We start from the raw sequence: 15,972 nt of genomic DNA on the forward strand, positions 1-15,972 counted from the left end.
GAAAATTGAAGAAACCTACGTAAAATTTGCACAGAAAAGCGGGTGGCCACTCAGGATGACCACCCTTTCTCCTTCTTACTTAGCAAAAGGGCTCTTATTATCGTAAGCATTGTTATGAACAACGTCTGAAATTAAATATTCATAAATATGATCTACAATTTCAATTCCGTTTTCCTCGTATTGTTTCTCCCTTTCAGCACTTCTTTGTCCAGGGTAGGAAACGTGATCAAAACCAGGAGCCGGTTTAATGTTATTAAGATCTTTCATTGTTGTAGCAATACTTTCCTGGAACGCATTTAATCCTGTGAAGTATTCCGGATTAATGACAATATGAAGTTGTCCAAGATTTCGGTATTCGGTGAGATCATGGTACATTGATGAAACTTTGTTTCCAAATGGAAGTCCAAGCAGAATTCCAGATAGAACGTCAACCATCATCATGAGTCCGTATCCCTTAGGTCCAGCGATCGGCACTAAAGCATTCACTTTAAATGGATCGGTCGTCGGCTTTCCTTCGCTATCAACGGCCCATGTATCAGGAATGGATTCATTTTTTGATCGAGCATGAAGAATTTTCCCCCAAGCTTGAACGGTTGTTGCCATATCAAATGTAATGTTCTCTCCGTTTTTGCCTGGTGCCGCAAAAGCAATTGGATTTGTTCCGTAATATGGCTCTGATCCGCCGAAAGGAACGACCATCGGATCTGATTGGCAAACTGAAATACCAATCAAATTCTCGTTGGCAGCTTGTTGAACAAAGTAAGAAAGGGCACCGCTATGACCGATTCTTCTTACGCCAACAACAGCTACTCCGTTTTCTTTTGCCATTTGAATTGCTTCGTCCATTGCTAATTTCGCAGCGACATGACCTACCCCATTATCGCCGTCAAATACAGCAGTGCAAGGACCCGTTTTCTCAAATGTGAAATCAGGATTCGCATTAAGTCCGCCTTTAGCAATTCGCTCTGCATAATATTCCACTCTCATCGCTCCGTGAGAATGAACTCCCCTGGCATCCGCATGAACGAGCACGTCTGCAACGCCACGAGCATGTTCCTCGGTTAACCCTGCCTTATGCAGCTTTTTCGTAATCAACTCATTCAACTGCTCACTACTTAATCTCATTCCACTCACCCCTATTAAGTTCTTCAACCGGTTTATCTATATTCAAATATCGAATATTATTCAGCGAAAGGGTTCTTATGATCATATTGATTATTATGGATGACATCAGATTTTAAATACTCATAAATATCATCTACAATTTCAATACCGTTTTCTTTGTAGTCCTCGATGACGACATCATTATTTTGACCTGGGTAGAGGACTTTCGAGAAGCCCGGTGCAGGCTTGATTTGATTCAAATCTTCCATCGTTTGAGTGATGTCGTTTTTGAATCCAGTTAATGCCGTAAAGAATGCCGGATTGATGACAATATGAAGCTGACCTAATTTTCGATATTCCGATAAATCCTCATACATAGAGGAAACTTTGTTACCGAACGGAAGTCCGAGAAGAATTCCCGATAGCACATCTACCATCATCGCAAGGCCATAACCTTTTGGACCTGAGATCGGGAGCAATGCATTAACGTTCATCGGATCTGTTGTTGGTTCTCCATTGCTGTCAACTGCCCATGTATCTGGGATTGATTCGTTTTTAGAACGAGCATGAAGAATTTTCCCCCAAGCTTGTACAGTCGTTGCCATATCCAATGTAATCATTCTGCCATCGCTGCTTGGTGCTGCGAAAGCGATCGGATTCGTTCCGTAATAAGGCTCCGCTCCGCCAAATGGAACGACCATCGGATCTGATTGACAAACCGAGAAGCCGACCAAGTCTTCACTTGCCGCCTGGTTCGTGAAATAAGAAATTGCTCCGCTGTGAGAGATATCTCTAACTCCAACGATGGCAACTCCACTTTCTTTCGCCATTTTGATTGCTTCATCCATGGCTAGTTTCGCTGCTGTATGGCCATTTCCGCCATCTCCGTGGAATACTCCAGTGGCCGGGCCAGTTTTTTCGAATCTAAAGTCAGGATTTGTATTCATCCCGCCCTTTGCGATTCGTTCTGCATAATATTCCACGCGCATTGCACCGTGGGAGTGGATGCCTCGTTCGTCGGCAAACGTCAATACGTCTGCCGCGACATCAGCATGTTCCTCTTTCAGGCCGGCTTTTTGAAGCTTTGTTTTGATTAGACCTTTTAGATCTTCTCTACTTACTCTCATCATGACACCTCTTCACTGGGATTATTATAGTGATGCATCCCGATTGCAGTCTTTAGAATAAACATAAGTCAATGGTTCTCTTCCAACTGCATACGCTGCTTGATGCACATATGGCGCCATAAAAATGTAGTCGCCTTTTTTGACTGGAATCCATTCGTTGTCAAGGTTATACATACCCTCTCCTGACAATAGGTAAGCACCGTGTCCTTGATAGTGTGTTTCAACAAATGGGTGGCTTGCTGCCGGATCGAATGAAAGAATGTGGAAGTTCATATCAAATTCAAGATCCAACGGCAATAGATCTTTCAGGTGAACGTTGTGCATATCGTCATAGTCCATGTACTCGATGTCATTCGCATGGCCGGAAACGACCCAAGGCTTGCGTCCGTCTTTCAATGGAATATGTTTTTGTTTGTATAGGAACAAGCGGGAATCACCTGACTCCATATTTTCCAAATACATTTTCACGCCTGGTGGGCAATATAGGTAGCCGCTTTCTTCCAGAATGAACTCCTGGTCGTCTGCTTTCGCTTTCACTTTTCCGCTAATAACGTAAACAAAGCATTGTACGTCTTCTTCACCACAGAAGCCTTCGCTATTCTTTCCGCCTTCATGCATTGTTACCATGTAGTCGACAAAGCCAGCGCCCAGCTTCGGTGAAGCCAAAATGGAGATTCTGCAATTTTCAAATCCAGGGATCACGTTATTCACTAATCCTTCTGGAGCGATTAGCGCATATTGACCTGGTTTAATAATTGACCTGCTTGAAAGTATATCTTTTGGATAACCCATCGTTACATTCTCCTCTGTTTGTTTATATTTCCAGGAGTACACCTGGTATTTACACAACAAATTGACTGCGAATTATTCTTTATAACCTAATTCATAAAGAGCACCAATAAGTGCTTTTACGCCTTCCGCCAAATCTGCCGGTTCTGTAAACTCTGCAGGATTATGGCTGATTCCCTTTAGACTAGGAACAAATAACATAGCTGTCGGTACGACTGGAGCAAAGATTTGGGAATCGTGTCCAGCGCCACTGTGCATTACCTTGAAATTGAGGCCGTTATCTTTACATTGCTTTTCAATGAGTTCAACGATCTTTTCATCCATCGGAACCGGATCTTCATCCATCCATAGATCGATGTTCATTTCAACTTCGTGCTCTTTGGCGATGTCCTGCATTCTAGCCGTCATTTGTTCTGTAAATGAAACGATTGCCTCTTTATCAGTATGACGAACATCAATTGTAAACATAGCTTTTCCTGGCACTACATTGACGATGTTTGGAGAAGCTTCAAATTTTCCAACCGTTGTGACGAGTGGATCACCTTCAGCTCTTGCCATCGAAATAATTTCATGGACCATTTGGCTAGCCGCAAACACAGCGTCTTTTCGGTACCCCATTGGCGTTGTACCAGCATGATTAGCTTGACCTGTTATTTCAACCGTATACCGTCTTTGTCCAACAATGTTGTTCACGACACCAATTGCCGTTTTTTCGGTTTCCAAAACGCTGCCCTGTTCGACATGAACTTCGACGAATGCTTTCAAATCCTCACGAGGACCTTTTGATTCATCTCCGAAACCGAAGCCTGCTTCCTTCATCGCTTCGACAAATGGAACACCATCGAAATCTTTGATTGTTTCAACGTCTGCGCGCTTCGCTAAGCCGACAATGTTTTTGGAACCCCAGAACGAGTAAGGAAAACGGCTGCCTTCTTCTTCAGCCATTGAAACGACTTCAATGTTTCTAACCGGTTCACCGAAATGCTTTTTCAAATATTTCAACGCAATGATCCCGGCTACAATTCCATATGCGCCATCGAAACGGCCGCCGTTTTTCACGGTATCAACATGGGAGCCAGTTAAAACCGTTTCATTCGTATTTTTACCTTTTATCGTTCCGAATAGATTTCCAATTTCATCAAATCGAGCTTCCAGGCCTTCGCTCTCCATCCATTCTTTCAAAGCATGTTGCCCTTCGACCCATTCTTTCGTGTACAGCAAACGAGATACTCCGCCTTCGGAATCCTTTCCGAATCCGGCCAACCATTCAAGCTTGCCTGCTGTTTCTTCAGCTAGATGATCAAGCTTTTGTAAAGTATCTTTAATTTCGTTCACTATGTTACACCTCCCTTTTTCTCGCTATGTATAAATTGCTAGTCATTTCACCGAAAGATGTATTCCTAGTCAACTCTTTGTTTAGTTTTCATGCATGTCATATGCACCACTATTAATTGTAATCGTTTCACATGAAATAATCTTTTGCATACAAGGATAAAGATTCATCTTATTTTTGACCATTATGGATAACTTATTACTAAAATGAAAAAAGGGATGGAAATCGAATTGATTCCCATCCCTTTTGTTTATTAAACGCATTGATGCAAAAACGTCAGACTGACGCGACGTTGATTTCCGTTCCGGGCGGACGCTTTCCGGGGGGCTTGCCCTCAGCCTCCTCGTCGCTTTGCTCCTGCGGGGTCTTCACGCTGCGCTGATCCCCCAGGAGTCGCCGCCCTGCACTCCAATCAACTGGATTGCCCTTAGGTCAACGGCATCATTCAAGTAACGCTTTCAGCCGGCGTTTTCCATGTCCAGCTGGCCAGCTTCTTAAGATTTAGAGCAGCAAAAGTCAGCCTCGCCTGCATGGACAATTTTTCAAGACCCTTTAGGGTTGTCCATCGCATGCCATGCTTTTCTATGCCGACGGCTAAGACACGCTCGATCGTCTCTGTACGCTTCCTGTATATTTCCTTGATTTGGTAGTTATGTCGCAAGTCCTGAACTACATCCAAATAGTCTTGCCAGATATGACGTTGAATCATCTTTTGGTGATTCTTGCTCTGCGTGCATTGGTGAATCACTGGACACGTAGCACAAATAGAAGGAATTGAGGCATACTTGCGATACCCTTCTATTGTAGTTGTTTGGTATTTAAGAACCTGTCCTTCGGGACAGAGATAGCAGTCAAAATGCTCGTCATAGACATACTCGTGTTTTTTGAAGAAGCCTTCTACTGAATGAATGTATCTTAATCAATACAACAGGATCTATACTGGACCTTCCAATGGCAGAGTAAAGATCTTCGACTAATGGATAGATAAAGGAGAAATCAATCGCAACTGTTCGCGTTCATTAATTTGATTCTTCGTCATCATATCCATCACCTCATTCAGTTAATAGGAAACACGTTGATTGGAGCGGAGAGCGGCGACTCCTGCGGGAACAGCACGAGCTGAAGACCCTGGACTGAGCGCAGCGAGGGAAGCGGCTGAAGCCGTGCCCGCGGAAAGCGTCCGCTCGCAGCGGAAATCAACATTGTAGCTTTATCTCTTTTTTAAAAGAAAAAAGACTGGAGGCAACATACGCTGCCTCCTTGCCTATTTTTCTTTTTCACGTTGGATCAGTTCATAAATCTTGAGCCCGACTCGCACAGATAACATTTCTTCCGAATCGTTGAAATCCATTCCTGTAATTTCCTTAATCCTATCCAAACGGTAGACAACGGTCTTATAGTGAACGAAGAGAAGCTTGGCCGCTTGAGCAATGTTCTGATTGCAATCTAAAAAGGTTTGCAATGTCTTCAACAAATCTGCTTGATTTGCTTGTTGATAATCGAGCAGTTCATTGAGGGACTGTGGAATGAATTGGACAAGAGCGGTTGAATCCTTAATATGGCGAAGCAATCTGAAGATCCCTAATTCCGAAAAGGCGGTGATCGAATCCAAGCCATTTAATGTTGCACCTAAATCGAGAGCATCTTGGGCTTCCCTATAACTTGTAGGGATTTCGGAAATATCGTTCACTACACCACCTATCCCGACTTGCACTGCGATGTCTTTAATTTGCCCTTTGACGAGCGCTTGAATCGCCTCTGACGTTTTCGTAATTTCGTCCATCCACGAAACATCGTCTTTGCTCGCCTCTTCCACTTTCCAAAGGACGATAAAGAGATTGCTCCTGTTGGAAATGATCCCGTTCGGCAAATAATGATGGATCGCCTCATGTGCAAGGAAATGGCTTCGGTCGGATAGGTCGCTTTTCTGTTCTAATACGACGTCTGTAAAACGGTTGATCTTGAAGAGCACTGCGGCAAAGGATCCGTCGAGATCCCAGCCGATCAAGTTCGCCTTTTCATATATGGCATTGATTGATTGGATTTTTCCACTAATCAGTTCCTCAATCAGATCATTTTTATATTTATTCTCAACTTCCGCGACCGCAAATTGCTTCACTAATTCGAGGGATAATGATATTGCCGCGTTCTCTACAGCTATCAAGTCGAGTTCACCTAAAGATTTATTAATCTCACCGATGAGCAAATACATTTTATTATGGTTTAACGTTTCAATTGGTACGACAATTTGATGGCCTTTAATATTATTCAGTTCCGGATATTTTACAATTTGCCGATAGTGTGGGAATTTAATGCCCGCTGTCCGTTCGTAGAAGTGGACTTTCTCCACCATTTCAAACTTTTCCAACTCAGGATAAGTCGAAACGATACAGCTGAAATTCCGATCAAACAACGCGACCGGATTTCCGATCAACTCTTCAAGTGTATGGATAATCTTCTCAAGCCCTTTATCTGCAAGGGACAGTGCTGTGAATCGATCATGGATCTCTTTATAGTATTGCAGTTTTGTCACTTGCTTATTAAAAAGCTCCCCCATGATCGGATACATGACATCAACAAATGGAACCTCTTGAGGGAGTTGGATGATTGGCATCCTATTCCTCTCGGCCGTTTCAAGCAATTGATCTGAAATTTCCTCACTATGCTTCTTAATCACAAGGGCGCTTACTCTTTTCTCAGCTAATTGAGCAATGAAATCCTTTTGCTCTTTATCAGTGAAGTTCCGGATTGAATAGAGGCTCGTTAAGATTACTTCCCCACCCCTAATCCAATTTGCAATATCAGGGCCCTCCATGATCGTCACGCCTTCAATTACATTGTTAATATAATTGTGGCCGCCTAAAACCTCAGCGTCCTTCATGGACTCGATCGCTAATAAATCTTTTATTGTCAACTCCATTTGCGGCAGTCCTTTCCATGTATCTAAAAGTCCTTATCTCGAAATATCATTCATCTTATTATACAATAATAAAATAAAACTTATCTAACGAAGGAAAGAGTGTGACTCATATTGAAAACAACTGTTATCTATAAACAGGAACAAAACTTCGAGCTTAAAGGCGATTTTTATCCCACATCCGAAAAGTCTCGCCCTGTCATTGTCTTTATTCACGGCGGAGGTCTTGTCTGGGGCTCGCGCGAAGATATGAAATCCGAACAGATTAAGTTTTTCCAGCAAGCGGGTTTTAATATTTTTTCAATCGATTACCGTTTAGCGCCAGAATCCAAACTTCCTGCTATTCAAGAGGATATTGTCGACGCCCTCCATTGGGTAGAAAACGAAGGTGTTAAACAGTTTGATTATGATCCAGAAAAAATCGCTGTCATCGGAAGTTCTGCCGGTGGATACTTGTCACTTTTAACAGGAACATTTACGAATAAGCCGAAAGCGATCGTTTCTTTTTACGGTTATGGTGATATTACCGGAGACTGGGCAGTGAAACCAAGCCCCCATTATGCAGCTATGACAAATGTGCCGAGGGAACTTGCAAAAATGCTCGTATCGAATGAAATCATTTCAGTCGGCCCAATCGAAAAGCGTTACGCAATCTATATGCACGCAAGGCAGCATGGAGTTTGGATCGAAGAATTGAGTGGGCTTATCCCTATTATTTCGAAGGATGAACTGTCGAAGTACTGCCCTCTTTTCAACATTCAAGCTAATTTCCCGCCGACACTTCTATTGCACGGAACGGAAGATGAGGACGTCCCTTATGAACAATCCGTTTTATTCGCAGAGAAATTAAAGGAAAACGGGGTGGAAGGTAAACTGATCACAATTCCAGAAGGCAAGCATTCATTCGACGAAGATTGGCAAAACCCAATCGTGCAAAACGCTTTCGAAGAAGTGATCACATTCTTAAATAATAAGTTGAAGTAAAGGATAAGCATCGTTGATTTCCGCTCCAGGTGGACGCTTTCCGCGGGCGAGCGCTGAGCCAATCGAACAGCGCAGGGTTCGATTTGCCGTATTTCTGCGCCTTTTGCAGAAATTAAGGCACCCTGCTCGCAACGCTTTGCTTTTGCTCGCAAACGCCGTTCTTCGTGACGGCATTCGCAGGAGTCGCCACCTTCCACTTCAATCATAAAGCAACTTTAAAATTTATAAATTGAATAGCGTATTAAAAATCGTCCAATCAAATGGTTTGTAGCAATTACAATCCAATTTTTGAAAGGACGATTTTTAAGTGTAATCCGAAAACTACTATACAATAATAACACATAATGTTCCCTTCAATAGAGAAAAACAGTGTCTTCTCTCAGCTTGGATTTGAAGTAAACTTTCCTTTGTATACTATAGGAGACACCATTGATTGAAGCGGAGGACGGCGACTCCTGCGGGAACAGCAAATTCTTTTGCGAGTAAAAGCGAAGCGTTAGGAGCACGAGCTGAAGACCCTGGACTGAGTGCAGCGAAGGAAGCGTCTGAAGCCGTGCCCGCGGAAAGCGTCCGTCCGGAGCGGAAATCAACCTTTTTCTATAAAAAAACTGTAGACAAATGCCAGAATTTCCGGAGTTGTCTACAGTCTAGGGTTTGATATATAAAACCCTTTTTCATTACACATATATCATTTTGATTTAATAAAGGTTTTTATTTAGGAAACAGACTTTGTGCTTTCCTCTTGTTCCGTCTTCACTTCTACACCGTATTTATCCCATTTGAATAGGTTTTCCAGCAGAAGCGCCAGAATGATCCCGACGAGCAATCCGCTGCTAAGCAGTGGGCGGACGATGCTTGGAATAGTAATGAAATAAGATGCAGGAAGGGTCATAATGACAACTCCGACGAACAAAGGAACAGCAGAACGGTACACGTTGACCGTATTGTATTCAACTTGCTTGAAGAAATTCAACGAAGAATTCAACAGGAGCAAATACGAAACAAACAACGCCGCGCTTCCGATGCTTAACGGAAGCTGTGAGAAAAAGTGGCCTAGCGGCGGAATAAGTCCCATTACGAGGAACATGAATCCACCAATAACAAACGGAATCCTATGGATGATCCCTGTTTGACTTAGGAAGCCAATCGACGAAACGAATGGAGAGTTTGGAACAAGGCCAAAAATTCCTGCGATAAACGTGAAAATACCTGTAATCGTAAACGACGCTCTGTACTCGGATTTCGTCGTTTCCACTTCATACATGCTTTCCGTTCCTTTTAACGCACCAAACGTATTCGCCGTGTTTAATAATCCCGCTAAAACAGTCGTAATGATAATACCGATGTCCCATGCAGGCTTCCCTAATGGGAATAATTCAAGCGTGAATTTCGTCGTTTCGCTAATTGTGCTTTCCGGCTTGAAAATAAGTGCATACGCGACCCAACCGACGATAATCCCGATTAGCAATCCATAGCGTCGTACACTTGAAGGTGCCTTCACGCTAATGACGATGACGAGTATCGCGATGACAATCGATAATAATGATACGGATAAATTGATATGTGGGTTTGTAGCCTGGTTACCAAAAGGAATACCGAGCATCCCCTTTAAAAAGATGCCGATCAATTGACATCCGAACAAGAACATAAATACAGCCATCACCGCAGGGGTGAATAATTTTGCTATACGAGGTCCGAGCCCTGTTATACCAATTAAAGTCGTAATAATCGCGACAATGATAATTCCAACCGTCAAGCTGCCCCCGAGAATATGCAATGGCATCCCTTGGGCTGCAGCCGTCGTGCAAAGCGTCAAAATGACGCCCCACCAAAGCCCTGATTGCCCTTCCATAATGGCACGTTTATGTCCTAGAAACGCTTGAACAATACATGCAAGACCGGTAACGATAAAGGAAAGCTGTAGCATATTGACAATCGTCTCTGGAGAAAGGTCAAAAGCCGCTCCGACAGTAATCGGTATGACGACGATATTCGTAAAAATAAAAAAGAGCCACTGTAAGCCCGAAATCCAGTTACTTGATTTTAATAACTCATTAACGTTAATGACAATCACCTTTCTTCTAATGAATCACGGCAGCTTTCATGCCGATTAACATACCTACTAATGTATCCGCACCTGATGTATGGCCAATTTCCTTCATCTCTTCAAGAGCTTTCAAAAATTCGGGCCCACGCGGTTTATCTAAAACATAACATAACTGCAGGAGATGGGAATGAAATTTGTTTTCAGTCGCATAGAGGAGATACTCAAGAGCAACATACGTCGTCCTCTTTCGACCGCGCTCCTCCAAATAAGAATTCAGCTTACCCAGAAATGTTTGGTCGACTCCGTCTAAAGCTGAAAGGACGGCGCAGATCCCTGTAATACAATCGTCTCCGCTAGGTGTAAGTCCGAGCCCTCTGCCAATCCAATAATCAAAGACCTTTTCTGCGTCTTGTTCATGATGGCAGACAAGAGTTCTCAGGCAGTCCAATTTATCCAGAACGGGAATCTCATCAACGGATGATGAAGGATCAACGATATATTGGATGATGCGCTTTTTTTCCTCTTCTGTTTGTGCTAACCCTGTTTGCCAATCGGCTTGCAAAATCCTCTCTGCAATAAACCGAAAATTACTTTCCAGATGTAGCAGGTCGTAAGAAAACGGTTGAAGCTTATGGTTTGTCCATTTCACCTGAGACATCGAAAGGGTGATCCCTTTTGGAAAAAGCAATGACATAGATGTTTCATCCCATACAACTTCCAAGTCGACAGCAAGCAGCTTTGTCAACAGCGTTGCGTTCGCTTGATCCATTCCAATTCCGAATGGAGCGAGACCATTCTCCAACGCCCCAATATGGACGAGATGTTCACCAAAAGCTAAATTGAAGCTTGTATTAAAAACACTATGGACATGACCTTTAGGATTCTCTTCAAGGATACGGGAAATATCTTCACTCGCTGCAAGGGCGGTCAAAACAAACGCACGACTGTTACGATCAGACATAACTTCACCCCTAAACTTGATTAATTCCATTCTATAGCTTTCCCTTATTTTTAACCTTTATCTATTCTAGTCTACAGCTATCTATCGAAAATTTCATTGTTTACTATGAACAAATTACGACTTGATTTTTGTTTACTTTTAACGTAAAATAAGTAGGTGAATATTTCTCGAGGGAAATCTTGAAAATGAGGTAATTCTTATGAAAACAGTAAATGATTTATTTATATTGGAAGGCATGAAAGATAGTGTCGTGCTTGCAGGTCATCGCGGTTTAACTAGAAATGTACAGTTTGTAAATATATCCGATACTCCTGATGTCATTAATTTTTTGAATGAAAATCACTTGCTCCTTTCAACCGGATATGCGTTTAAAGATGATCCGGAACTGTTCTGCGAGTTAATTAGACAAATGCATAATTTAAATTGTTCAGGCCTTGTCATTAAGATCAACCGTTTCTTTAAGGAATTGCCGACTGAAGTTAAATTATTGGCTGATGATCTGGCATTTCCGATTATCGATTTACCGACAAAGCATACATTAGGTGAAGTTTCCCGCCACATCTTGAATTATTTAAATGATGCCGAAGCTGAACAGCTATACTATGCCTTGCATGTCCAAAAAGAGTTTTCAGACATGATGATTAAAGGCTATAGTTTAACTGCACTCATCGAGCAATTAGGTCATTTTCTATCACGGCCAACCCTGTTACTAAATCATAGGGGAGAAAAAATCGCCCATAGCCATGATTTCCGCATGGATTCCATGAAAATAGTCGAACAAGACATCATTGCGAAAGTGAAGGAAGACTTGACTGCGGCCCGAGCAGGGTGCACATTTACCGTTCCATCTAGAGAGCACCAATCCATTTCCACTTTCTCTGTTCAAACAAAACGGCAGCATCCAAGCATGCTCGTCATCGTTGATTCAATGACTTTGCCGTACCCATCTTCACAAATGGCGATTGAACAGGCCGGAAACGTCATTACATTTACCATTATTAAAGAGCAGGCCATTGAAGAAAATTCTAGGCTTTTGAAGAATAATTTCTTCGATGATCTAATTGAAAATAGAATCCATTCCGATGAAGAAATATTAAGCCGCGCCAATTACTATGGTTTGAATGAGGATTTGAGTAATATTTGTATCGTTTGTACTGTCGACCAGAAAGGGCAGAACTACGAGGATCTTCAGTTATACGAGAAAAAAGCCGGAGAATTATACAACAGCATATATGACCAGCTTGAAGATGAAATCGTTCATAGCAACTTGGAAGGAGTTTTATTCACGAAGGAAAAATATTTCGTCATGATCTTGCAATATGCCGATGGCAATGAAGCAGATCCAAACGAAGTAACCGAATTCGTCAATAAATGTCAAGCGAGCTTACAAGGCGATTATTCAATTTCTTTCGGTGTCAGCAATACAGTTCAATCCATTAAAGATATAACAACCGCCTATTCTGAAGCTTGTGAAGCAATTATGAGCGGCTATGATATGAACATGCTTGGGTTCATCAACTTTTATAAAATGAAAGAACTTGAAGATTTATTGAATACGATTCCGAAAAAGGATTTAAAAGCATTGTATGAAAACACATTAAAGTCGCTTGCCCATCCGAAGACAAAAGAAAATCAGGAATTAGTCAAAACGATTCAAGTGTACCTTGATTCCCAATGTGAAATCTCTGAGACGTCACGACGATTGTTCATCCATCGAAATACGGTTAAATACCGGATTGAGAAAGCAGAAGAAATGCTGAACTGCTCTTTCCGTGATCCAGCCCATTCATTGCGTATACGTGTCGCATTATTGATTGGATCAATTCTTAAAGAGCAGGAATCATAAAGAACAAAAAAACCAAAACCCGGTTGGAATCGGGTTTTGGTTTTTTTATTATTGGGCAACGATTGTTTTGTCAGCGACGATTTCATCGTTTTCAAATACAACTTCCCCGTTGACGATCGTCGTTTTGACTTTTCCTTTAAACGTCATACCAACATACGGAGAATGCTGGTGACGGTAGAATAGATCTTCATTCTTAAGTTCAAAGCTTTCTTCCAAGTTTACAATCGCAATGTCAGCGTCATAGCCTTCTGCAATTGTTCCCTTATTTTCAAGACCGAACAATTTAGCTGGGTTTGTCGCAGTTAACGCAACAATTTTCTCTAAAGGAAGATCGCGTTTGAAATATCCTTCAGTCAACATGATGTTGAGTGTTGATTGAGCACCTGAAATTCCGCCCCAACCTTCGAAATAGTTATCTGTAATTGTTTTCATAGATGCTGGCGCCGGTGAATGGTCAGATGCAATGACGTTGATTTCCCCGTTAGCGACCGCAGTCCATAGATCTTCGACTTCAACTTCATCACGCAGTGGAGGGCAGCACTTCGCCAATCCGCCTTTTTCTTCAAAGTCTTGTACATTTAGCGCTAAATAATGCGGGCACGTTTCGACCGTAATATCAACGCCACGCTCTTTAGCTTCAGTAATGATCTCAACTACTTTTCTGCTGCTCGCATGGACAACGTGCAATTTACAGCCAGTTGCTTCTGCATAAGAGATAATTCTTCTGACAGCTTCAATTTCAGAAATGATCGGTCGGGATTCAACGAAATCTCTTGCAGTCGTCTTCCCTTGCTTTTGCTTTTCTTCAGCAAGCTGATCACAGATGACAGTGCTTTCAGCGTGAACCGCTAGAAGCGAGCCAAAGGAAGCAATCTCTTTCATCCCTTTGAAGATCGTTTCATCGTCGACATGATTGAAGTCGGCAATTCCGCTTGGGGACATGAATGCTTTGAAGCCAATTACCCCATTTTCGTGTAGCTCTTTCAGGTCAGCAATATTCTCAGGAACTAGACCGCCCCAGAAATAAGGATTCACGACAGATTTCTCTTCGGCACATGCCTTTTTCAAGTCGAGATTTTCTTTATTGATCGTCGGAGGAGTGCTGTTCAACGGCATATCGAAGAAAGAAGTCGCTCCGCCAGCAGCTAAGCTACGGCTTCCTGTTGCAAGACCTTCCCATTCTGTTCTCCCCGGCTCATTAAAGTGGACATGCGTATCGATCAATCCAGGCAAAACATGAAGTCCTTTTGCATCGATCACTCGGTCAGCTGAACCTTCAAGTGATGGAGATACTTCTTTGATTTTACCGTCTTTAATCGCAATATCCCCTTGAATAATGGATTCTGCTGTGACAATCTTTCCGTTTTTAATGATCAAATCGTATGTAGTCATATTTCATTCCTCCAAAAAGCTATTTCCCATTGCCATTGCTGTAGCTAGCAATGGCAATGGGTTTGAGTGATTCATTTATTTAGCAGAAATCAGTTTGCCGACCGGCTCTCCGACGATTCCTTGTTCAAGATCAAATACGACGTTTCCGCGAACGATTGTTTTTGTTACGCGGCAGTCGATTTTTCTGCCTTCGTATGCACTATGTTTGTTTTTATAGTAAAGGTCTTCCCGTTTCACCGTATAAGACTGGTTTGGGTCTACTAAAATGATATCGGCATCTTTTGAAACAGCGATTTCACCTTTATGTGGAATGTTGAAACGCTCAGATGGATTCGTTGCGATCAACTCGACAAATTTATGAACTGGAAGTCCACGTTGTTTAACAGCCAAGTCAAACATAAGATCGACGTTGTTTTGCGCACCGCTAATTCCGCCCCACGCTTCCCAAATATTCCCTTGCTTCAAGTCTTCCGTACAAGGTGAGTGGTCAGACGTTAGCCAGTCGATATTCCCAGCTAGAAGCTCGTCCCATAGTCTTGCTTGATCTTCGGCTTTTCTGATTGGAGGCTGACATTTTGCTCGTGGACCAATCTCGTCAACTTGATCGGCAGTGAATGCGAAATAGTGCGGGCATGATTCAACCGTAACATCTACACCTTCTTCACGCGCTTTCAAGATCGTCTGGATTGCCTCTGAAGTACTAATATGAACAAGATGCAATTTACAGCCCGTTTCTTTAGCAAACAGAATTGCACGTTGAACAGCTTCCACTTCTGTGAATATTGGGCGTGATTCTGCATATTCCACTCCGGAGTTTTTGCCTTCTCTCGCGTATTCCTTTGCAAGTCCAGATGTAACGGAAGCGTTTTCCGCATGGATGCATAGGATCTGATCCAATTCAGCGAGTTTCTGCATGCCTTTGTATAATGTGAAATCATCCACATTTACGAAATCTTCCGGAATATCACTTGTAATATCGGATAGGAAGCATTTGAAAGCAAGAACGCCTGCGTCAGCCAATTCTTTCAGATTTTCCAAGTTCTCAGGAACAAGTCCGCCGTAAAATGCGTAGTCTACATAGTTTTGGTTAACAGCTGCTTCCAGCTTAAGATCCAATGCTCTTTTATTGATTGTTGCCGGCAGGGCATTCAGCGGCATTTCCACATAGCTCGTCGTTCCTCCAGCAGCTAATGATTTCGATCCTGTCTCGAAACCTTCCCACTCTGCACGTCCAGGTTCGCTTATGTGAACATGTGTATCGATCATTCCCGGCATTACATATTGGCCGGTTGCATCAATGACCTCTTTCGCATCTTCCGAAATATTTTCCGCAATGCAAGAAATCTTTTCATCTTTAATCCCGATATCAACTTTGTAAACACCGTCACGCAATACAACATTTCCGCCTTTAATAACCAAATCAAATGCCATTTGAAATTCCCCTTTCAACTATCAATAATTTTTACATCCAA

Annotated in this window: 13 protein-coding genes and 1 pseudogene; 4 read left to right on the top strand and 10 right to left on the bottom strand. The window is 42.4% G+C overall.

The genetic code is table 11. The features are described 5' to 3' along the window. Positions 1-75: 75 nt before the first annotated feature. From allD (NIT04_RS14270) to NIT04_RS14290, 5 genes and pseudogenes are all read right to left on the bottom strand, one after another. Complete coding sequence (allD, locus tag NIT04_RS14270) at positions 76-1,125, bottom strand: ureidoglycolate dehydrogenase (protein WP_252504205.1); 1,050 nt, start codon at positions 1,123-1,125, stop codon at positions 76-78. Positions 1,126-1,181: 56 nt separating this feature from the next. Beyond that, positions 1,182-2,231 carry an ureidoglycolate dehydrogenase gene (gene allD / locus NIT04_RS14275; protein ID WP_252504206.1) on the bottom strand — a complete coding sequence of 350 codons (1,050 nt, stop codon included), beginning with the start codon at positions 2,229-2,231 and terminating at the stop codon, positions 1,182-1,184. Positions 2,232-2,255: 24 nt separating this feature from the next. Beyond that, positions 2,256-3,023, bottom strand: coding sequence for a (S)-ureidoglycine aminohydrolase (gene allE, locus NIT04_RS14280; protein ID WP_251629620.1), 768 nt, complete (start codon positions 3,021-3,023; stop codon positions 2,256-2,258). A 72-nt stretch (positions 3,024-3,095) separates the two neighbouring features. Further along, positions 3,096-4,346, bottom strand: a complete 1,251-nt coding sequence (gene allC, locus NIT04_RS14285; protein WP_252505119.1) for an allantoate deiminase — start codon at positions 4,344-4,346, stop codon at positions 3,096-3,098. A 452-nt stretch (positions 4,347-4,798) separates the two neighbouring features. Continuing rightward, positions 4,799-5,251: pseudogene (locus tag NIT04_RS14290) on the bottom strand (transposase); the annotation flags it as partial. 181 nt (positions 5,252-5,432) lie between these two features. On the opposite strand from NIT04_RS14290, the gene NIT04_RS19085 reads away from it, so the two are divergent. Continuing rightward, complete coding sequence (locus NIT04_RS19085) at positions 5,433-5,561, top strand: hypothetical protein (RefSeq protein ID WP_256470617.1); 129 nt, start codon at positions 5,433-5,435, stop codon at positions 5,559-5,561. A 56-nt stretch (positions 5,562-5,617) separates the two neighbouring features. On the opposite strand, the gene NIT04_RS14295 is transcribed toward NIT04_RS19085, so the two are convergent. Next, positions 5,618-7,273, bottom strand: coding sequence for a PucR family transcriptional regulator (locus NIT04_RS14295; RefSeq protein ID WP_252504207.1), 1,656 nt, complete (start codon positions 7,271-7,273; stop codon positions 5,618-5,620). Between the two features lie 111 nt (positions 7,274-7,384). Here NIT04_RS14295 and NIT04_RS14300 point away from each other — a divergent pair, with 111 nt between their 5' ends. Both NIT04_RS14300 and NIT04_RS14305 read left to right on the top strand, forming a co-directional pair. Then, positions 7,385-8,254, top strand: a complete 870-nt coding sequence (locus NIT04_RS14300) for an alpha/beta hydrolase (protein WP_252504208.1) — start codon at positions 7,385-7,387, stop codon at positions 8,252-8,254. Between the two features lie 433 nt (positions 8,255-8,687). Then, complete coding sequence (locus NIT04_RS14305; RefSeq protein WP_252504209.1) at positions 8,688-8,912, top strand: hypothetical protein; 225 nt, start codon at positions 8,688-8,690, stop codon at positions 8,910-8,912. Positions 8,913-8,969: 57 nt separating this feature from the next. On the opposite strand, the gene NIT04_RS14310 is transcribed toward NIT04_RS14305, so the two are convergent. Beyond that, positions 8,970-10,328, bottom strand: a complete 1,359-nt coding sequence (locus NIT04_RS14310; protein ID WP_252504210.1) for a uracil/xanthine transporter — start codon at positions 10,326-10,328, stop codon at positions 8,970-8,972. A gap of 7 nt (positions 10,329-10,335) precedes the next feature. Then, on the bottom strand, positions 10,336-11,262 hold the full coding sequence (locus NIT04_RS14315; protein ID WP_252504211.1) for a DUF2877 domain-containing protein: 927 nt from the start codon (positions 11,260-11,262) through the stop codon (positions 10,336-10,338). A gap of 199 nt (positions 11,263-11,461) precedes the next feature. Here NIT04_RS14315 and NIT04_RS14320 point away from each other — a divergent pair, with 199 nt between their 5' ends. Further along, positions 11,462-13,108: a PucR family transcriptional regulator gene (locus NIT04_RS14320; RefSeq protein ID WP_252504212.1), complete on the top strand. Its 1,647-nt coding sequence runs from the start codon at positions 11,462-11,464 to the stop codon at positions 13,106-13,108. Positions 13,109-13,156: 48 nt separating this feature from the next. Here NIT04_RS14320 and NIT04_RS14325 read toward each other — a convergent pair whose 3' ends face one another. Together NIT04_RS14325 and allB are read right to left on the bottom strand one after the other, a co-directional pair. Then, positions 13,157-14,500, bottom strand: coding sequence for an allantoinase (locus NIT04_RS14325; RefSeq protein ID WP_252504213.1), 1,344 nt, complete (start codon positions 14,498-14,500; stop codon positions 13,157-13,159). A 75-nt stretch (positions 14,501-14,575) separates the two neighbouring features. Then, positions 14,576-15,931, bottom strand: coding sequence for an allantoinase AllB (gene allB / locus NIT04_RS14330; protein ID WP_252504214.1), 1,356 nt, complete (start codon positions 15,929-15,931; stop codon positions 14,576-14,578). Positions 15,932-15,972 lie beyond the last annotated feature (41 nt).

It is taken from the genome of Sporosarcina sp. Marseille-Q4943 (assembly GCF_943736995.1).
Classification (GTDB): Bacteria; Bacillota; Bacilli; order Bacillales_A; family Planococcaceae; genus Sporosarcina.

Coding starts and splice junctions, on each gene's coding strand:
- allB (WP_252504214.1), bottom strand. CDS start 15,931: ATGGCATTTGATTTGGTTATTAAAGGCGGAAATGTTGTATTGCGTGAC.
- allE (WP_251629620.1), bottom strand. CDS start 3,023: ATGGGTTATCCAAAAGATATACTTTCAAGCAGGTCAATTATTAAACCA.
- NIT04_RS14315 (WP_252504211.1), bottom strand. CDS start 11,262: ATGTCTGATCGTAACAGTCGTGCGTTTGTTTTGACCGCCCTTGCAGCG.
- NIT04_RS14325 (WP_252504213.1), bottom strand. CDS start 14,500: ATGACTACATACGATTTGATCATTAAAAACGGAAAGATTGTCACAGCA.
- allD (WP_252504205.1), bottom strand. CDS start 1,125: ATGAGATTAAGTAGTGAGCAGTTGAATGAGTTGATTACGAAAAAGCTG.
- allD (WP_252504206.1), bottom strand. CDS start 2,231: ATGAGAGTAAGTAGAGAAGATCTAAAAGGTCTAATCAAAACAAAGCTT.
- NIT04_RS14320 (WP_252504212.1), top strand. CDS start 11,462: ATGAAAACAGTAAATGATTTATTTATATTGGAAGGCATGAAAGATAGT.
- NIT04_RS14295 (WP_252504207.1), bottom strand. CDS start 7,273: ATGGAGTTGACAATAAAAGATTTATTAGCGATCGAGTCCATGAAGGAC.